This window comes from Pseudoalteromonas sp. 1_2015MBL_MicDiv (assembly GCF_002407505.1).
GTDB classification, from domain to species: Bacteria; Pseudomonadota; Gammaproteobacteria; order Enterobacterales; family Alteromonadaceae; genus Pseudoalteromonas; species Pseudoalteromonas fuliginea.
In genome coordinates this window covers 3876420-3895390 of record NZ_CP012737.1, presented here as the reverse complement: position 1 = coordinate 3895390, position 18971 = coordinate 3876420, and the positions used below count along the sequence as shown (strand labels likewise).

General features: G+C 39.7%; 15 protein-coding genes. 6 read left to right on the top strand and 9 right to left on the bottom strand.

Annotation, left to right across the window (positions count from 1 at the left end):
• Window positions 1-82: 82 nt before the first annotated feature.
• A complete protein-coding gene (locus AOR04_RS17380; RefSeq protein WP_096794030.1) occupies window positions 83-1348 on the bottom strand; it encodes a LysM peptidoglycan-binding domain-containing protein in 1266 nt (421 codons plus the stop codon).
• Window positions 1349-1562: 214 nt separating this feature from the next.
• Here AOR04_RS17380 and AOR04_RS17375 point away from each other — a divergent pair, with 214 nt between their 5' ends.
• Window positions 1563-3137 (top strand): tetratricopeptide repeat protein, encoded by a 1575-nt coding sequence (locus AOR04_RS17375; RefSeq protein WP_096794029.1) that lies wholly within the window; start codon window positions 1563-1565, stop codon window positions 3135-3137.
• Between the two features lie 299 nt (window positions 3138-3436).
• On the opposite strand, the gene AOR04_RS17370 is transcribed toward AOR04_RS17375, so the two are convergent.
• A complete protein-coding gene (locus AOR04_RS17370; protein WP_096794028.1) occupies window positions 3437-3649 on the bottom strand; it encodes a hypothetical protein in 213 nt (70 codons plus the stop codon).
• Between the two features lie 161 nt (window positions 3650-3810).
• Between AOR04_RS17370 and AOR04_RS17365 the strand changes: the two genes are divergently transcribed.
• A complete protein-coding gene (locus AOR04_RS17365; RefSeq protein ID WP_096794027.1) occupies window positions 3811-4257 on the top strand; it encodes an REP-associated tyrosine transposase in 447 nt (148 codons plus the stop codon).
• A gap of 121 nt (window positions 4258-4378) precedes the next feature.
• Here the strand turns inward: AOR04_RS17365 and AOR04_RS22035 are convergent, their stop codons facing one another.
• The 3 genes from AOR04_RS22035 to AOR04_RS17355 form a co-directional block, all read right to left on the bottom strand.
• Window positions 4379-4510: a hypothetical protein gene (locus AOR04_RS22035; RefSeq protein ID WP_257790453.1), complete on the bottom strand. Its 132-nt coding sequence runs from the start codon at window positions 4508-4510 to the stop codon at window positions 4379-4381.
• A gap of 100 nt (window positions 4511-4610) precedes the next feature.
• Entirely contained in the window at window positions 4611-5930 is a 1320-nt protein-coding gene (locus AOR04_RS17360) for a sensor histidine kinase (RefSeq protein ID WP_096794026.1), read from the bottom strand.
• A 2-nt stretch (window positions 5931-5932) separates the two neighbouring features.
• A complete protein-coding gene (locus tag AOR04_RS17355) occupies window positions 5933-7339 on the bottom strand; it encodes a sigma-54-dependent transcriptional regulator (RefSeq protein ID WP_096794025.1) in 1407 nt (468 codons plus the stop codon).
• A gap of 225 nt (window positions 7340-7564) precedes the next feature.
• Between AOR04_RS17355 and AOR04_RS17350 the strand changes: the two genes are divergently transcribed.
• Genes AOR04_RS17350 through AOR04_RS17340 form a run of 3 tightly spaced genes read left to right on the top strand, consistent with a single transcriptional unit; the run spans window position 7565 to window position 11929 of the window.
• Window positions 7565-8818: an efflux RND transporter periplasmic adaptor subunit gene (locus tag AOR04_RS17350; RefSeq protein ID WP_096794024.1), complete on the top strand. Its 1254-nt coding sequence runs from the start codon at window positions 7565-7567 to the stop codon at window positions 8816-8818.
• Between the two features lie 11 nt (window positions 8819-8829).
• The gene (locus tag AOR04_RS17345) at window positions 8830-9531 is read left to right on the top strand and encodes an ABC transporter ATP-binding protein (protein ID WP_096794023.1); all 702 of its coding nucleotides are present in this window, start codon (window positions 8830-8832) and stop codon (window positions 9529-9531) included.
• A gap of 1 nt (window position 9532) precedes the next feature.
• Window positions 9533-11929: an ABC transporter permease gene (locus AOR04_RS17340; RefSeq protein ID WP_096794022.1), complete on the top strand. Its 2397-nt coding sequence runs from the start codon at window positions 9533-9535 to the stop codon at window positions 11927-11929.
• A 61-nt stretch (window positions 11930-11990) separates the two neighbouring features.
• On the opposite strand, the gene AOR04_RS17335 is transcribed toward AOR04_RS17340, so the two are convergent.
• Entirely contained in the window at window positions 11991-13976 is a 1986-nt protein-coding gene (locus AOR04_RS17335; RefSeq protein WP_096794021.1) for a hypothetical protein, read from the bottom strand.
• Window positions 13977-14048: 72 nt separating this feature from the next.
• Window positions 14049-15689 carry a hypothetical protein gene (locus AOR04_RS17330; RefSeq protein WP_096794020.1) on the bottom strand — a complete coding sequence of 547 codons (1641 nt, stop codon included), beginning with the start codon at window positions 15687-15689 and terminating at the stop codon, window positions 14049-14051.
• A 352-nt stretch (window positions 15690-16041) separates the two neighbouring features.
• Between AOR04_RS17330 and AOR04_RS17325 the strand changes: the two genes are divergently transcribed.
• Window positions 16042-16506 (top strand): hypothetical protein, encoded by a 465-nt coding sequence (locus AOR04_RS17325; RefSeq protein WP_096794019.1) that lies wholly within the window; start codon window positions 16042-16044, stop codon window positions 16504-16506.
• 230 nt (window positions 16507-16736) lie between these two features.
• Here AOR04_RS17325 and AOR04_RS17320 read toward each other — a convergent pair whose 3' ends face one another.
• Together AOR04_RS17320 and AOR04_RS17315 are read right to left on the bottom strand one after the other, a co-directional pair.
• Window positions 16737-18362, bottom strand: a complete 1626-nt coding sequence (locus AOR04_RS17320; protein ID WP_096794018.1) for a tetratricopeptide repeat protein — start codon at window positions 18360-18362, stop codon at window positions 16737-16739.
• 77 nt (window positions 18363-18439) lie between these two features.
• The gene (locus AOR04_RS17315; RefSeq protein WP_096794017.1) at window positions 18440-18970 is read right to left on the bottom strand and encodes a sugar O-acetyltransferase; all 531 of its coding nucleotides are present in this window, start codon (window positions 18968-18970) and stop codon (window positions 18440-18442) included.
• Window position 18971: the final 1 nt, after the last annotated feature.

Here is an 18971-nt window from a genome sequence, read left to right as displayed (position 1 = left end):
TGATAAATAATCAAACCATTTTTTGAAGGGTATATGGGCTGATAAAATCATCAGCCCATATATTTAATAATCAGCCAAGTAGTTAGCTATTAGATAAGAATACAGTAAGTTTTTTACCTATTTTTAAATGGTCACTTGAAAGGTTATTCCATTGTTTTAGTTTATTAATACTGACTTTGTAATACTTAGCGATTTTCCATAAGCTTTCGCCTGATTTAACTTTATGCTCGATTTCTTGATCTGCAAGTATAGGGAGTATCAGCTTTTTTCCTGCGCGAATACGATTGCTTTTTAGATTGTTAAAGGCCTTTAACTGATTAACTGTTATTGCATGGCGTTTAGCTATGACACTGAGACTGTCGCCAGATTGAATGGTGTAGTGTTGCCATTGACTGTAATCATTACTTTTTTGATTTGCGAGCATTGCTTTAAACTCTATTTGCTCATCGGCAAGAACAACGATATGAGGCGCATCAATAACTGCTGGAAAGCGGATCACACCGTAATTTAATGATTCGAGTTGTTGCCACTTCTCTTTGTTATCTATGATAACGGCTCCCGAAACCGGTATCACCGCAATGGTATTTTTGTTTGCTATCGCAGGAAATGCCATTTTTTGGCTTTTGAGTAGTTGGGCAGCAGCAAGCAACTTAGGGACATATTGACTTGTTTGTTTAGGTAGTTTTAAGCTGAAGAAATCGGTTGGCTTACCCTGCCTTTTATTGTTTTTAATTGCTCTTAAAACGCGGCCTTCACCTAAATTATAAGCCGCAATAGCATGATACCAATCGCCATCGAAACGTTTGTATAAATACTCCATGAAATCCAATGCTGCACGGGTACTGTCGATCACGTCTTGTCTACCGTCATACCAAGGTGAAATTTTTACTTTAAAATATTTAGCAATAGAGGGCGTTAGCTGCCAAAGACCAGACGCATGTTTATGAGAATAGGCGCTTGCATCAAAATCGCTTTCAATAAGTGGCATTAATGCCAGCTCTATTGGTAAATCTCGTTTTTCTATTTCAGTCACTATATGATAAAGATAAGGTGTAGCGCGGCGGCTTATTTCATCCATATAATTAGGATGAGATAAGTACCAAGCAATGCGCTTGTTCACATCGGGGTGGTTTGAATTAGCAAAACTTAGCTGTGCGCGAATACGTTGCCAAACATCGTCCAGCTCTTTAGGATTTAAAGGCGCGATTTGTTCAATTGCTTTACTTTGTTGATTAATAACAGGCTTAGCTTTAATAATTGTTTTAGGGGCTGGTTGCTCTGGTGTTGTCTCACAGCCAGATAAAATAAAAATCAGTGGCAAAATGCCGATATATCGATTTAAAAACACGTAAAAACTACTCCGTAATATAAATGCAGCTAGCTAAAAGCCGGTTAGCTTAACATAGGGAATGTTATAAACAGCGCTATAATCACCTGTTTAAACTATTTTACAGGTGAGTATTTTAGGTGGTATGTATTGTTAAACTCAGTTAAATTAATAGGGTTACAATAAGTTATCGATTTAGTATTGGCCAAACGGGCTTGTTTTTTAGGGATGATGGATGCGTTTAATCTTACTTTTTTTATTTTTATCGACTTTGCTGAACGTAAATATTGTCGCAGCCACACAAGTCACACCTCCTGTAAATATAGCTCCTTCGTTGCCTAATACGCAAAATAACCATGATTTTGTATACCAGCAATTATTTAGTATGCACAGCCAACTTGCTAGTTTGGATGAAAAACTACAGCAACAAAAAATACTCGGTAATGATGTTAAAACCCTAGAAGCGGCGCAGCAAGCGCTAACAATTCAACTATCTAGATTCCAATCTCAACTCGAAGCGCAAGATAAACTACAAGCTAGTCAATTTACTGGTTTTGATGGGCGGATAAGTGATATTGCAAGTAACACTAATATTTGGGGTGGGATATTCACTTTTTTTGGTTTGATTATCACGGTTGCTGCAATCGCGCTCGGCTTTAGTGCAAAAAATAGAGCTGTTTACGAAGCCAAACTTGCTGCTAATACAGCTTCAGATAGTCATATGCTGCAATGGTTAGAAGATAACAAGGGTAAATTAATTTCTGAGACCAAAGTTGAACTCGAAAAAGTCAGCTTAGAGTTAAAAGATCGAGCCGAAAAGTTAGCAGCAGAAGCGAGAGCTGCACTGAGTAAGATTGAGCATGATCTCATAGAAGAAAGTAAAAGAATTGTCACTTCAAATACAGGGGAGGCAGATAAAGGCTTAAATAAACACAACAAACCTCCTACAGGGGCTTCAGCTAAAAGTTGGTTTAAAGTTGGTTTAAGTGCATTTGAAAATAATGAATACGATGAGGCGTTAAAAGCTTGGGCAAAAGTACTGAAGTTATTGGACCAAAAAGAAGAGCCCGAACTTTATGCTATCACACTGATGAACCAAGGTTTTACTTATGGTAAGCAAGAAAAGTTTGAAGACGCACTCAACAGTTATGCGGCTTTGATTGAGCAGTTCAAAGGCTCAGCGAATGAGGAGATTCAAATTCAGTTGGCTATGGCTATGCTTAACCAAGGAGTTACTTATGGTAAGCAAGAAAGGTTTGAAGACGCACTCAACAGTTACGCAAGCTTGATTGAGCAGTTTAAAGGCTCGTTGAATGAAGAGATTCAAATACCCGTAGCTAGTGCAATGTTTAACCAGAGTGCTGTATATGGCCTGAAAAAAGACTTTCCCACAGCTCTAAAGCCGCATTCAATGTTGCTTGAAACATTTCACAGCTCAGAAAACAGTGAGATTAGAAACATTATAGCTGATTCAAAAGCAAGTATAGCTGAACTGGCTTTACTTTATGAAGCGCCAGAACAAGTTCTTAATCGTGTTGCAGAGGCTGAAAAAAACTCAGAGGATCCACAGAATTTAGCTGTGATGCAGTTTATTCGTTTTTTACTTAACGATAAAACGATTGAAGAGGTTTTTGCTGCGTTAACAGCAATCCCAGCGGAAATGGAATTAGAGTGGGGCTTTAGAGAGATTAAAGATTACCTAGCTAATTTTGAAGGTGAAAAGCTGCATCAGATTCAGGCTGTTGTGAGCTTTTTTGAGCAACATAAAGATATTGAAAAGTTAAGAATTGAGTTAGGGTTAAAAAGTTAGTTTTTGATTTTCATACCTTAATTTTTCGCCATAAATGACGACCTACACGTAGGACGTGCTTTAGCGCGTAAAGAAGTTTGCTGTAGGGTTAAGCTACTCTGTGTTGTCATCATAAATGACGACCTACATGTAGGACGTGCTTTAGCGCGGAAAGAAGTTTGCTGTAGGATTGCTGCTTTGTACTGTCACCATAAATGACGACCTACACGTAGGACGTGCTTTAGCGCGTAAAGAAGCTTGTAGTAGGGTTGCTACTTTGTGTTGACGCTATAAATGACGACCTACATGTAGGACGTGCTTTAGCGCGTAAAGTGGTTTGCTGTAGGGTTGCTGCTTTGTATTGTCGCCATAAATAACGACCTACATGTAGGACGTGCTTTAGCGCGTAAAGATGTTTGCTGTAGTGTTAAGCTACTTTGTATTGTCGCCATAAATGACGACCTACACGTAGGGCGTGTTTTAGCGCGTAAAGTGGTTTGTTGTAGGGTTAAGCTACTTTGTGTTTTCGCCATAAATGACGACCTACATGTAGGACGTGCTTTAGCGCGTAAAGAAGTTTGCTGTAGGGTTGCTACTTTGTATTGTCATCATAAATGACGACCTACAGCAGGCATCCTTGGGATAACTGAGCTACCTTTTTAAATGAAACTTTGTTTAGAAGAGGGAGTTTTGGATGAGTTGGAGTGATTTAAAAAAAGGGCGAGTATCAATTCAGTCCGGCGAATATTTTATTACTATCACGTGCCAGAATAGGCAGAACATATTTAGTGACTATGAGCTTGCCAATACTTTTTGCAAATGTATTGCTGATAATGAATTTAGTCACCGGTGCCGCTGGTTAACATGGGTTCTTATGCCTGATCACTTTCATGGTTTATTACAGCTTAAAGGGGCTAAGTTAGGCAATGTGGTTGGTCATTTAAAAGGGTTATCATCTTGGCGAGTAAATAAGGTTCGTGGATTTCGTCAAAACGTGTGGCAGCCTGCGTATTATGATCATGCTTTACGAGAAGAAGAAAATAGAATTGAAATAGCAAGATACATTGCAGCGAACCCTTTAAGGCGTAGCATAGTCAACAAGCTTGGTGATTACCCTTTTTGGAATTCAGTATATTTGTAGGTATTTGTCGCCATAAATGACGACCTACACGTAGGACGTGCTTTAGCGCGTAAAGAAGTTTGCTGTAGGGTTGCTACTTTGTATTGTCGCCATAAATGACGACCTACATGTAGGGCGTGCTTTAGCGCGTAAAGAAGTTTGCTGTAGGATTGCTACTTTGTATTGTCGCCATAAATGACGACCTACATGTAGGGCGTGTTTTAGCGCGTAAAGTGGTTTGTTGTAGGGTTAAGCTACTTTGTGTTTTCGCCATAAATGACGACCTACATGTAGGACGTGCTTTAGCGCGTAAAGAAGTTTGCTGTAGGGTTGCTACTTTATGTTGTTGCTGTGAACGACGATCTACTGATTACTCACCCAAACACACATCTAAAGCATGCACCTTGTGGTTTTTGTACATAAACCAAATCACCGCCGTGGTTGAGCATAATTTGCCGCGACAAGCTCAAACCAATACCCGAACCTTGTTGTTTGGTAGTAAAAAAGGGCACGAACACCATATCAATAACATGTTCAGCAATACCCGGTCCGTTATCGCTGACTTCAATGTAAAGCTGTTGTGCGTGATTTTGTGCGAGGGTGAGTTGAATCGTTGGTGTTTTATTAGGATTTTGCGCGTTATGTTGTTGGCTTGTAGCGAGTACTTCAAGTGCGTTTTTTACTAAGTTAACCAGTACTTGTTCTATTTGGCTGTTGTCGAGCATCACTAATTGTTGGGTATTAATATTAAGCTCAAAAGTAGTGCCTTGGCTAAGTGCTTGCTGCTGATGTAATGCAACTATTTGTGTGAGCACACTAGCTAAATTATAAGGCGCTAATTTAGGTGTAGGTAAGCTACTTACTTGACGAAAGCGTGCTATAAAATCACCTAAATGCTCAGTGCGAGACGCAAGTGTAGTGAGTGCGAGTTGTAAGTCTTGCTTATCTTCAAGCTCATCAAAGCACAGCGTTTGCGGTAATAAAGTGGTGCACGTGTTAGCGAGTGATGAAAGTGGCGTTATAGAATTCGCTATTTCGTGAGTTAGCACTTTAGTTAAGCGCTTATAGGCCTGCTGCTCTTTTAACTGCAATTGGTCGTGAATAGACTGTATGCTGACAACGCGGCGAACTTTACCTTGAATTTCGGCGATACTGAGTGCAATTGATAATGTATCTTGTTGTTCACCTGTTTGCCAATGCAGGGTATTACGTACGTTTCGATCGGCTTTTAAAAGAAGATCACCCACAGCGCCTAATTCACTCAAGTGCTTAACGTTTTTACCTAAAAGCTTACTTACAGCGGGGTTTGATTCAATCACTTGGCCACTGTTATCAGACACCAACACAGCCAAATCGACATGAATGAGTAATGCTTGTAAAAATTGAGCTTGTTGCTCGGCATTAAAGCGTGCGGTTTGCATTTGTGCTTTTACTTGATCGAACTGCTGGCGCATTGGGTGATACTGGCTAAGACCCAGCGTACTATCGCCATTAGCGAGTGCGCGAATAACTATTTCAGCTTGTTTTTGTTGGCGAGTAAATAGTGTGAAAATATGGGCGCTCAAGGCAATACTAACCAAGACGACTAACAATAATGTTGCCGAGAAACCCTTATTAATAAGTAAGTAGCACAGTAATGCACTACAGCTGCTTAATGCGACTAGGTTAAATCCGAGGGAAAAATAAGGTCGCATCTTTATAATCCATACTTTTCAAGGCGGCGATACATAGCACCGCGCGTTAAACCAAGCGCTTTGGCAGCGTGGCTCACATTGCCTTGGTGGTGAGTAAGGGCTGCACGAACAGTGCGTTGTTCAAGTGCCTCTAAATCAAAAGTATCGTATGCATTATTATTTTCGATTGGGTTATTAGTGCTATTGACGTTACTTGTAGTATTACCAACCACTGAACTCACATCAAGATTTTCGCCTTCACTTAATATTACCGCGCGCTCTATGGCGTGGGCTAGCTCACGCACATTGCCCGGCCATGAGTATTGGCAAAGTGATGTCATATCATCTGCTGCAATGGTTAAGTCGCGTTTGTATTTTTGTGAAAAATGATTTAGGTAATAATCTACTAGTAATGGAATGTCATCACTACGCTCACGTAAGGGAGGTAATCTGATTTCAACAGTATTAATACGATACAGTAAGTCTTGACGAAAGCGACCTTCAGCGACGGCTTGCTCAAGATTATCGTTAGTGGCACAAATGAGGCGAATATCAATATCAATTGTTTTACTGCCGCCGATCGGAGTTACTTGGCGGTTTTGCAATGCGGCGAGTAATTTAGCTTGGTGTTCTAGCGGAAGGTTACCTAGCTCATCTAAAAATAAACTGCCGCCTTGGGCCAGTTCAAATTTACCAATTCGATCAGCTTTAGCGTCAGTAAACGCGCCTTTTTTATGGCCGAATAGCTCACTTTCAAACAGGTTTTGCGCCACTGCGCCCATATCTACACTCATAAAGGTGTGTTCGCTACGCATACTTGCTTGATGAATTGCGTGAGCGGTGAGCTCTTTTCCTGTGCCACTTTCGCCAGTGATTAATATATTTGCGTCGGTTTTTGCGGCTTTTTCAATGGTATTAAATACTTGCTGCATTGCTGCGCTTTGCCCTAAAAATTTAAACGAAGGCGTATTTAGTGCTTGGTTTAGGCCGTGCTTTTGGCGAGTAAGTTTACCAACTTGTTGCTTGTCTTTTGCGTGCGAGAACGCAGCAGCAACCGCGCCAAGTAATTGCTCATTTTGCCAAGGTTTAGCAATAAAATCAGAGGCACCCGCTTTAATGGCATCCACCGCAAGCTGAATATCACTGTAAGCGGTCATCAGTAGCACCACTATATTGGCGTCTTGCTCAATGATTTTTTTGAGCCAATAAAACCCTTCTTTGCCGCTAATCGAATCTTGGCTAAAGTTCATATCCAATAAAATCACGTCAATGGGCTGATCGCTTTCTCGTTGCTTGCTAATAATGCCAGCAATATCAAAGGGGTTATCAGTAGTTTTGACGCTTTGATAGTGTTGCTTTAATAGCAAGCGTGCTGCAATGAGAATATCGGGATTGTCGTCAACAATTAAAACTGAGCCTGTGTGTTTCATGGTTTTTATTTTTATAGAGTTTTGTTTAGCCTAAAACAAAAAAGGAACAGTGTCCATAAATGGACGCTTATTAAAATAAAAAGTGTTCTATAAACGGACACCTAAAATATATATCTGTATAAGGAATTATTCAAGTTGTTGTAATTAAAGAATAATTAAAGTTGGCATACGCTTTGTAATAGCAATAGGTAATTAGTTAAATTAAACCTGTATCAAGGCGGCAACATGGATAAGAAAATAGAACGCTCATTTACTCAAAAGTATTTTAAAAAATTCATCTTTGCAACGATGGCCTTAGGTGTTGCGGCGGCTGCGTATGGCTTTACGCAAACTAGCGATACAGGTCGTAGCCAAAATGTTGAGCTTGGCAGCCTTACGGTTAGCACAGTTAAACAAGGTGCATTTAAAGATGCGTTGAGCTTACGCGGTCAAGTGGTGCCAAAAACCAGTATTTATCTTGATACTATCGCCGGTGGCCAAGTTGAGGAGCGTTTGGTAGAGCAAGGCGAATTTGTAGAAGCAGGCCAACCCTTGGTGCGCTTGAGTAATACTAACTTGCAACTTGATGTTATGGGCCGTGAGGCTCAAGTAACAGAGCAGCTTAATTTTTTACGTAATACGCAAATGAATATGGAAACCAGTCGCTTAAACTTACGCCGAGACTTATTAGAAATAGAGTTAAAGATTACGCATTTAACACGCCGTTTAAAACAAACTAAACCATTAGTTAAAAGTGGGGTGTTGGCGCAAGATAAATTAGCCGAACTTGAGGAAGATTTAAGTTATTACCATGCTCGCAAGAAGCTAACGCTTGAGCGTCAAAAGCAAGAAAAATCAATACGTGAAGTGCAAGTTGCACAGCTGTCAGACAGCGCTAAAATGCTCGAGAAAAACCTTCAATTTGCTCGTCGAAACCTCGATAACTTATTAGTAAAAGCACCGGTATCAGGTTATTTAAGTGAGCTTGATGTAGAAATTGGCGAATCAAAAAGCAGCGGCGCACGACTCGGACAAATCGATATTCCCAACGAGTATAAATTAGTGGTACGTCTTGATGAGTTTTACTTAAATCAGGTGCAGCGCGATATGGCTGTGATGATTGAACTTGATGATGACGCTATTGCTGCCAAAGTGAGCAAAATCGATAGCCGCGTACAGCAGTCTCAATTTCAAATCGAAGTTGACTTACCCAGTAACACTAAAAGTATTAAGCGTGGCCAAAGCATCGACCTTGAGTTAATGCTTGGCAACAATAAAAACGATGCCTTATTACTTAATCGAGGCGCATTTTTCACAAACTCGGGTGGTAATTGGGTTTACGTAATTGAGCAAGGTAACAATAAAGCACTGCGCCGTGATATTCGTTTAGGTAAAAAAAATCAACATTATTTTGAAGTGCTTGAAGGGCTAAAAGCAGGGGATCAAGTGATCACCTCAAGCTACAGCAACTTCGAAAAAGCACAACAACTACAATTTTAAGGATAACAATAATGATTAAACTAACTAATTTAAGCCGTGTATTTCGTACTCAAGATGTTGAAACAGCTGCACTAAGCAATATTACTCTAACCGTAAAAGAAGGTGATTTTTTAGCAATTATGGGCCCATCTGGCTGTGGTAAATCAACCTTATTATCTATTTTAGGCATGTTAGATTCGCCAACAAGTGGAAGCTTTGAGTTTGCAGGTACTGACATTGCAGGTTATAGCGAAAAACAATTAGCAGAGTTACGTAAAGCTTCAATTGGTTTTGTATTTCAGAGCTTTAACTTAATTGATGAATTGACAGTTTATCAAAATGTAGAGCTGCCTTTGCAATATCAAAAAATTTCAAAAAGTGAGCGTAAAGAGCGTGTTGAAACCATTTTAAAGCGAGTGGGTATTGATCATCGAGGCGATCATTTACCGCAACAGTTATCGGGTGGTCAGCAGCAGCGAGTGGCAGTAGCGCGAGCTTTGGTGATTAACCCTAAGCTAATTTTAGCCGATGAGCCAACCGGTAATTTAGACTCAAAAAATGGTGATGAAGTAATGGCAATGCTCCGTGAATTAAATAAAGAAGGCACCACGGTAATTATGGTTACGCACTCAGATAAAGAGGGTAATTACGCAGATCGTTTAGTACGCCTACTTGATGGCCAAGTGATGCTTGATAAAGCAAATAACGTACAACAAACGATGGAGGTTGCATAGCATGTTTATAAGTTACTTTATTACAGCGCTGCGTTCGTTCAAACAGCAAAAACAACATTTTATTTTAAATGTATTAGGTCTAAGTATTGGCTTAGCTTCAGCTATTTTAGTGGCGTTGTTCGCACAAAATGAGCTGTCTTACGATAGTCAGCAGCCACATGCTGAACGTGTTTACCGCGTAGGCCAAGACTTCTCGAAGTTGGGCTTATTTGTGATCCCAATCTTCAATTATTCACAAGGAGCGAAGGCAGTCGAGTATAGCCAAGTGGAAGAAGTCTTTGGTTTGACTATGGTGTCGATGACTAGAGAGGCGATGGTTGACGTACAGTATCGCGATCAGGGTTTTAAGCTCAGCGATTTATATGGAGCAACGCCAAATATTGAGAATTTTATCAATATGAACACATTGGCTGGCGATTTAAAAAATGCTATGAGTACACCTGGTAGCCTAGCATTGAGTGAGTCTGAAGCACTGCGTATTTTTGGTTCTGTGAATGTTATTGGTAATACGCTACAGCACGAACAAGGGCAATATACTGTACGGGCGGTGTTTGCGGATTTACCAAGCAATACTCACTTTGCATTTAAAAACCTAGTGTATGTAAAACATGACCCGAGCAACCTTATGATGAATAGTAGCTACGTTTATATGCGTTTAGCGCCACAGGCCGATCCAATCGCACTTGCGGATACACTTTCTAAACAATACTTTAATGGGCAAATGGCGGGGCAAATTGCCATTGAATTTCACCCACTATTAGACTTACATTTAATAGCCAAATCACCATTTGAAATGAAAGCGGGTGGCGCAAAGCAAGTCGTAATGATTTGTGCGGGTTTGAGTGTGTTGCTTATTTTAATTGCGGGCTTTAACTTTATCAATATGACGGTGGCGCAGTCCACAAGGCGTGCTAAAGAAGTTGGGGTGCGTAAAGCGCTTGGCGCAAGTAAAGGGCAGTTAGTAACGCAATTTTTAGCTGAGTCTATGTTGGTTGCGTTATTGTCGATGATTACTGCATGTGTATTAGTAGAGCTGTTATTACCGAGCTTTAATCAGTTAGTCGATCGTGAGCTAGTCGTAATTTATTTTTCAGCCTTTGGTTTGGGTATTATGAGCGTGGTGATTGCTGTAGGCATACTTGCCGGTTTGTACCCTGCATTGTTTATCTCATCATTTAGCGCTAAACGAGTATTAAGTGGCGATTTACAACGAGGCAGTACAGCTACTTGGGTGCGTAAAAGTTTATTAACCCTACAAGCTTCATTGGCAATAGGCCTGATCATTGCCTCGATTACGTTATTAAACCAATTATCTCACTTACAAAGTCTTCCTTTGGGCTATCAAACACAGCAACGCTTAGTGGTTTCAGAGTTGCCTGTGCAATCGGTATTTACGCAGCAGCCTAGCGCACTCATTAATCGCTTGACGGCTATTGATGGCGTAGAGCAAGCAACGATTATTGATACCCGTTTAACCGTTTCAATTAATAATACATTACAGCCAACTTGGCCCAATGGAGAATCATCAGGTGGAATAACCCCTGTGATAGGTTCTGGTTTTGATGTCGTAAAAGGGCTAGGCCTTACGCTCATTGCTGGTAGAGACTTTAGCCGTGAGTTTTCCTCAGACTGGGCGACGCGAGCAAACGGAGTTACAACGGTGGGTACAATTATTACAGAAACCGTTGCCAAGCAGGCTGGTTATAGCAATGTGGCTGATATTGTTGGACAAACAATTAAAGACACAGGGCGTAATGTGGATATGCGGGTTGTCGGTGTTGTAAAAGATGTAAAAATTGGTAATGCACAAGATGCAAATTCTAACATTATGTTTTTATGTGGCTTTAACTATTTAGCACCGGTATCTGAAGTGATTTTAACAGTTAATTTGCATAAGCTCCCAGCTATAAAGCAAGAAGTGATCGCAGCCTTGGCTGAGGTGTCTAATATTTATGAGCCAAAAATAAACCTACTAGCTGAAAACTATAAAGCGGTTTTAAAAGCTGATGAGCGTGTTTCTTTTGTAGTACTTATTTTTACGGGCCTTGCGGTATTCTTAACCTGCTTAGGTACATTTGGTTTAGCTTCGTTTGCCACAATTCGTCGCCAAAAAGAAGTGGCGGTACGCAAAGTACTTGGCGCATCACGTATTAGTATTATGAACCTACTGGCAAAAGAGTTTTTAATTTTAGTGTTGGTGAGTGTAGCCATTGCATACCCATTAACCTATTGGCTGGTGGGCGATTGGCTCGCTAATTTTAATGAGCGTGTTGATCAAGCGCTGTGGGTTTATTTAATTGCAGCCCTTAGTGTTGCAGTAATTACTTGGCTCACGGTTGCAAGCCTTGCATTTAAAGCTGCAAGCACACGGCCATCGCTTACTTTACGTTATGAGTAAATAAAGCTCAGTGAATTAAAAAAGGGTTGGTGAATACACTAACCCTTTTGTATCGTAAAGTTTATTGATACGAAATGTAATACCCTGGTACATGTGCTTGGGTATACAAGTGCCCGTCAATGTATGAATCTTGTATTAAAGTTCCAATATTTGCAGCTTTAATACGCATACGAGCCACCATTTCATGGACCGCTTCAGCTGTAAAAGCTTCTTCGACAGGAGGATCACCCACAAAATTAGTAAACCACGGAAACCAGCTATTATCATTGCCGCTTACGCTTTGATCGGGATGGTAACTTCCTCCTTGCCAGCGATCAAATTTCAGACTTTCTAAACTAAATAGGCCAAAGTTTGCTTGCGTCATACATGCATCAGCGGCTTGGTATTCAGGGTAGCCAGAACTAGCAGCAAACTGATTGCACACATTGTGTGGGAGGTTGCTGGTATTTACTGCAGAATATTCTATAGCTCTAAACATAACAGGGCGAGAGGGGGTACCTGCGGGGAAAATAATATTTGCCGCAACAGGAGAATTCCAACGTTCATTATACATCGCAATTGATAGGCCTAAGTCCTCTTTGTTTATTGCAACGTTATTTTCATGTGTCCATGAGCCGCCAGGATCAACAGGAGTGCCGCTGTTATCGAATATTGTTCCATGTTGGTTTGCCTCCAGTTGGTTAAGTAGGTTTGGCGTTGTATTGTCGACAACCGTTACTGGGATCATGCTACTAGCTGCACTAGGTGTATAATTTGTAGTTGGGTTGTTCAATGCTTTCCAACATAATAAGCCATAACCATAGCCGTCATTTATCATCGGGCAGTTTGCCATATTTGCAGATGATTGGTTGCTTTGATAAGTGTGATTAACCGATGCAGCTGCGGCTTCACCTGTACCTACTAATACTCCCCACGATTGAAGTGTTATTTGTGCATACGGTAGTTCACTTTCTGGTAAATAGAGTGTGGTGCTAGATATTAAGTTAAGCGCTAAATCGAACTCATAGAGCACTACGGGGCGCATTCTATTTTGCTTTTTCTTAGGGTACTGGGCTATCACGGTTTGCTTTGAAGGTGGGGTTTGATATTGCTCATTTACTTGGGCTAACAAATAAACACGATGCTTTGATATATAGCTATTTAGCAATTTTTTTATATGCCAAGTTGATAGTTTGCGAGATTTTAAAATGCTAGCGTGGTTATCGGTTAATTGCAGTGTATTGCCTTGCTGCAAAACCCATGTGTGCCCACTTAAACCAATTACTTTTGTTTGCTCAAAAATATATTGGTTTTGTTGATCATGACTCTGTGTATTTATAAGTGCTTTGTCATTTATTTGATAGCTTGAAAACGACACTTCCTCGTTGTGATACTGATGTAAAGGCGCCGAATATTGACCAAATAAAGCGGTTAATTCAATTCTAATAGTGTTATCTAATTCTTTAACAACCCACTGATCTTGCGCCTGCTGGTGGAAAGTTATTGGAGTGTATTGACCCTCCTTATCTACGCTGAATGCCTGCCATGTTGTTTCACACTTTGATATACATAACTTAGATGAGCGAATAAGCGCTTGTTGATTTTCTGAGGTGAAAGAATCTTGTTCGTCTTCAAATTTAAACTGAAGTGGAGTGCCTCTTTCAGTGATCTCAAAAGAAAAAAGAATGCGCCGTTGGTTACCGCTAACATGCAATGCATTGTGATTACTCTGGCCTAATCTGAGTTTGGAATAGGTATTTGATGTGTGTACTTTATCTGCTTTACCTAAAAAAGCTGAGCCATTATTTTGTTTATGGCTTTGCTCTCCTTCTTGGAGTTCTAAAAATTGTAAACGTTGAATACACGCTTCTTCCTTACAAGTTTGTAGCTGTATTTTACGTTGCAGGTATGTAAAATTAAACCAAGGTGTTTGAGCTAAATAGCTTTCTTGGTTTGCATAAAATAGTACGGGTAGAGTACTTGTATCGAATTGTTTTGCTATTGCTGCACAATGCATACTTGCTGTTATTGTAAGTGCAGTGATAAAAAATGTAAGTAGTTTTTTCATGATGGTTCCTTTGCTTTAAACATACAAAAGAGGGTAGGAAACACCTACCCTTTATAAGTTCGATCGCAGTGCTTAATATACAACCCCTTGCTGCTGAATAGCATTAACACCTTGATTTAGCTGAATAGATAGCCAGCCTTCTACATCACTACGAAGAGATGCGGTGTTATCAGGACCTGACTGGCTGGCATAAAACCATAAACCGGTAGGCATAGGTGCGGTAACATTTGGGCCACAAGTAAAGTGATTAGCGGCATACATTACAGCGCCAGAGCTACCAAACTCAAAATGACTATCAGAATAACCGCCATAACCTCGTGCTTTAACATGGGCTTCTGAGTCCAGCGTGAAGTGGTAAACTTCGTTAGGTTGCAACAAAAATGGACTTACGTCAGATGAATCAAATCGAGCTCGCATTGTCGAATTTACGCTCGCTTCGTTACCTGAACGGGTAATTATGCCTGCAATATTAGTAATTAAATCACTGGCAAGTTGTGCATCGAGTAAGCTACCCGCATTGTCATTCACTATTGCAGCAGTAATACCTAAAGCTGCTTTTATAGTGCCCAGCACCGAGTTAATATCCCATCCAGTGTTAAAGCTCATTGCTGCACCACCGGCTTTATTAAACAATACAATCTCAGGGGCAGAACCAGGTAAATCAACGGCAAACTTTGCGCCATCGGCAGAGTGTGCATTAGTGGCTTTTGACCAAATTTGTCTTGCAGTCCCTTTTACATGGAAACGCGAGGCATAAGTGCCTCTAACTTCTAAGTTTCCTGAACATGAATTACTTTGATTACAATCAAAACCCGCTTTATCGGCACACAGCATTTTTACCGAAAACTCAGTAGAGTTATGACTTATTGTGTTGTCGTAGCCATAGGCTTTGTGTTTTGACCAACGCTCACCATCGCCTGAATGAAATGCGCCGTAAGCAGTACTGGTAAAGTTAAGTCCGTGTTTAGACATTCCTTTATTGTCACTAGATGTTTCAGGTGCAGGTGATGATGGGGTTGAAGGGTAATTTGTTACCACAGTACCAGAGCCTGTATTTGGCACTACCATTTGGCAGGCACAGGCTGACTTTGGACCACCCTTTGCATCTTTATTTAATAACTCTTTAATTTCATTATAAGTAGTTGGATCCATTTCCTTGTTATAGCTTAAAACAGAGAGCCCTTTTTTCTTAGGAGCCGCGTAAGTTTCAAACCACGCTTCAAATAACCGTGGATTGTTTATTTCGACAAACTCAGCTAACGAAACCATTTTTTGCATTGTTAACCATTGCTTAAAAAGAGCCGGCTTATATTGTATAAGGTAGCGTGCAAGGTAATAGCTGTCCTCTGGTGAGTGATCAGCAAGCACCGTAGACCATAAATCAAGCGCATTTACGTCTATCTCTTTTATTTGGCTTAAGATTTCTTCGGCCTGATAAGTTGCTGTTAGTTTTTCAATATAATGATTGAGTACCGCTTCTCCATCGTTTTCAGCCATAAAATCAAGCAAAGAAAGCGAGTCAGTAGACCACGCTGAAATAGTCTGCCAAGTTTGTTTACTAACTTGAGCAGGTGCCATTGCACCATAATCATTTTCTAAAGCGGTAGTACGGTGGTTGGTATTTTCAACAGTACCTGCAAATGCAGTGGTACTTATGATTGCCATATATACAAGAGAACCTAAAGCAAGTGGTGTCATTAATGTACGTTTCATTTTTATTCCTCCATAAATAATAAATAAGCACAAATAATGTGCCCTTTTATATTGCTTGTTTATTTTCATCACGAAAGGAATTAGCAGGGTCAGCAGGGGGCGAGTTGGGTAAAAGTGAGAAAAGCAAGGGGATGTAAACATGTTGGATATTGTTTTTTGAATTGAATAAATATATATATCTTTAAATACAAAAGCTTAAAAATAAATTTACCCGTTTTTACCCAATTGCCCCATGATTTTAAGTGTGATTTACCTCTCTTTGATGCACACTTTTTGAGTTGATTTTGTATTTAATAGATATGTAAATACAGTCTCAACAACAGGATCAAGTAAATAAATGGAGGTAAATATAATGAAATATACAATTTTAATATCAAGTCTGTTACTAACAACCTTTGCACATGCTCATAGTGCAAAAATGCTGCAAGAAGAACTGCAAGCTAATGCGCAAAACTGCCCTAAAAAGCAAACAACGTTCCTCGCTTCAATGAAAATATCGACAGGAACGTTTTCATTTTTAAAAAGTGATACAAGTAGTGGGTGTACGGAAAAAAGGCTTTCAGCATCAGGTCGAGAAAGCCCGATGTTAGATTGTGGTCAGTTTGATGATTGGCGTTTAGCTTACGATATGGGAAACAATATGTGTGAGTCGTTACACTCAAATATGATGCGTTTTGACAATACATTAAACCCAGATATGCAAATATTTACTCGCTTTGAAGGCCCTTATGAATTTAAAGGGGACGAACATCATCAAAAATTTAAAGCCAACATGGGCGTTACATTAGCGTGTTATGTCTGTGATACAGCAAAATAGCTAAACCGTAGCACGAGGTGATATAAGTGATACCTTGTGCTTTTTAATTCTGATTCAGGTTAAGTAACCTGAACTCTGGATAATAAATCTATCTCGAGCAGCAATTTACTTGCAATAGGCCAGCTATTGACGCGTAAATTCGCCTTGTTTTCATTGAAAATCTCTGGCTAGAGAAAATAAATTTAAATATCACCATGATTCAATATGTTAGTAAATCTCTTAACCAGAGTTCAGGTTAAATAGTGAGGTGAGGTTTTAGCAAGTACTTCAAGCTTTTGTACTTGTTGTTTTAGTTTATGTAAATCATCATGCTCTTCATTGCAGTGGTTAATAACATAATGTGCGGTTTTTATTATATTACGCCAGCGAGGTTTTTTAGGCAGTGTTTTAATCGCTAAATAACGCTCTAATGTACGCACCCGCAGCCGACCATCATCAATGTTTACTTTCCACATTTTACTTTCTTCTGCAAGCTCAATTCTTGTTTTTGAGCTTGTTTGTTCCCAAATACTCAGCGATAGCGTCATAACTTCTACAATTAATTGGCGAGTGTCTTGCTCTGTGTCGGTAGCTTCGTTGGGGGCGGCGTTATTCACTGTATTTGGAGGTTTGCTTATTTGTGCTAAATATTTATAGCTGAGCAACACTCCTGCCATAAAGGCACTAAATACCGCGAATACATTATAAAGAGTGAAATAATTATGCTGTGGCTTATTTGGGAGAATATCGGCTTGCTTCAAGCGTAGCTGGTATAGATTGGCCGTATCTGTTCGATTTTGGCGTAACATTGTATTGTAATCTTCAAGCGTACTTAGCGCATCACGGTATTGTTTTGATTGCTGTTGTGACTGAGCGAGTGCGATGTAAAATAACTCTGTTAGTTGGCTGTTTTGATTGTGGTTTTTGGCTAACCCTTGTTTTAATAACACTTGTGCTTCAGTGTCATTACCTTCTAGTTGTTTTAATTTTGCCTCTATTAATAGCGCCCGTTGGTCGACTTTGTCATTTTGAATAAGGCTACGGGTACGTTTTTGTGTTGCTAGCCATTTATGTGCCTCATTAAGTTTATTTTGAGCTAAAGCGATTTCAGCGAGTAGTAAGTAGGCGCGTGAAGCTTGAGTATGTGCACCGCTATTGTTTAACTGCGTAAGCGTTGAATTTATAAGATTTATAGCTTTATCAAACTGTAACTTTTTAAAAAACACTTCAGCTAAGCTTATCAGCGTATGGTTTGCCTTTGTTTGATTGCCAAGTTGTGTATGTAGTAAATGTGCTTGTCGAAATGACACGATAGCATCATCTAATTGATTAATATCTCGCGATATATTACCTAAATTATTTAAAGTAACGGCTTGGCGTTTTAAGTCGTTTAATTGCTTAGCAATGTCGTAACTGTTTAAAAATAAAGTTAAAGCGGTGTCTAAATCCCCAAGCGCTTGATATACATTAGCAAGATCATTCGATGTTTGACCTTCATAACTTAAGTTTTTTAACTGCGTAGCAAGCTTTTGTGTTTTATGAAAATAAGTAAGAGATTGAATATAACCTCTTTGTCTGTATGCATTAATACCAAGTTGTCGTGTTACATGATATTGCTGTGAAATACTTAAACTTTGGCTAAGTAGTTGCTCAAGCTCGGAGTTTGCTAAGGCTAAATCACCAGCTTGCCTATACAGTACAGCTAATTCTAATTTAGCCTCAAATGATGCTGTTGAGTGTGGCTTGAGTTTACTGATTTTTTGCTTGCAGGTTAAAATGTCACTCGTTATATCAACCGATTTATCCTGCTCACAAACACTTGCCGATACCGGATAAGAAAAAAGTAAGAATATAATAAAAACAATATTTAGAAACATCACTAAGTACGAGTTGCATTTTTGTTAAATTAAAAGTAACACAGTATTAACTTTTCGTCATAAAGATTGCGTGACTATTAAATATCACGTATTTTTTGTGCTGGATTTCCTGCAACCAGGGTATTAGCAGTTACGTCTTTGGTGACTACCGAGCCGGCACCAATCACGCTATTATCGCCAATGGTAATACCTGCTAAAACAATAGCTCCTGCGCCAATCCATACGTTATTACCTATAGTTATTGGTGCTGCAAAGTTTTCTTTCTGTAGTCTTTGTTTGGGCTCAACTGCATGAGATACTGCTAATAGCTGAACATTAGGGCCAATTAAGCAGTCACTGCCAATCGTTATTGCACCTTCATCAATTGGTGCATCTAATACAGTGCAATTAATGTTTATAAAAGTACGATCACCAATAGTGATCTGATTGCCGTAATCGCAGTGAAAACCAGCTTCAATTATAACGCCCTCACCACATTCCAAAAATAACTCTCTAATACGTTTTAAGTTGCCTTTGCTCGGACTTTTATTGAATAGGCGGCAGATTTCTTGAGCGGCTTTGCGCTCTTCAAGTAACTCTTTAGTAATTGAATTAAATTGTTTTAACATA

Excerpts from the sequence above, each read along its gene's own strand:
- AOR04_RS17330 (WP_096794020.1), bottom strand. The coding sequence starts at position 15,689 with ATGAAACGTACATTAATGACACCACTTGCTTTAGGTTCTCTTGTATAT.
- AOR04_RS17315 (WP_096794017.1), bottom strand. The coding sequence starts at position 18,970 with ATGTTAAAACAATTTAATTCAATTACTAAAGAGTTACTTGAAGAGCGC.
- AOR04_RS17375 (WP_096794029.1), top strand. The coding sequence starts at position 1,563 with ATGCGTTTAATCTTACTTTTTTTATTTTTATCGACTTTGCTGAACGTA.
- AOR04_RS17365 (WP_096794027.1), top strand. The coding sequence starts at position 3,811 with ATGAGTTGGAGTGATTTAAAAAAAGGGCGAGTATCAATTCAGTCCGGC.
- AOR04_RS17360 (WP_096794026.1), bottom strand. The coding sequence starts at position 5,930 with ATGCGACCTTATTTTTCCCTCGGATTTAACCTAGTCGCATTAAGCAGC.
- AOR04_RS17370 (WP_096794028.1), bottom strand. The coding sequence starts at position 3,649 with ATGGCGAAAACACAAAGTAGCTTAACCCTACAACAAACCACTTTACGC.
- AOR04_RS17335 (WP_096794021.1), bottom strand. The coding sequence starts at position 13,976 with ATGAAAAAACTACTTACATTTTTTATCACTGCACTTACAATAACAGCA.
- AOR04_RS17355 (WP_096794025.1), bottom strand. The coding sequence starts at position 7,339 with ATGAAACACACAGGCTCAGTTTTAATTGTTGACGACAATCCCGATATT.
- AOR04_RS17320 (WP_096794018.1), bottom strand. The coding sequence starts at position 18,362 with ATGTTTCTAAATATTGTTTTTATTATATTCTTACTTTTTTCTTATCCG.
- AOR04_RS17325 (WP_096794019.1), top strand. The coding sequence starts at position 16,042 with ATGAAATATACAATTTTAATATCAAGTCTGTTACTAACAACCTTTGCA.
- AOR04_RS17350 (WP_096794024.1), top strand. The coding sequence starts at position 7,565 with ATGGATAAGAAAATAGAACGCTCATTTACTCAAAAGTATTTTAAAAAA.
- AOR04_RS17345 (WP_096794023.1), top strand. The coding sequence starts at position 8,830 with ATGATTAAACTAACTAATTTAAGCCGTGTATTTCGTACTCAAGATGTT.
- AOR04_RS17340 (WP_096794022.1), top strand. The coding sequence starts at position 9,533 with ATGTTTATAAGTTACTTTATTACAGCGCTGCGTTCGTTCAAACAGCAA.
- AOR04_RS22035 (WP_257790453.1), bottom strand. The coding sequence starts at position 4,510 with ATGGCGAAAACACAAAGTAGCTTAACCCTACAACAAACCACTTTACGC.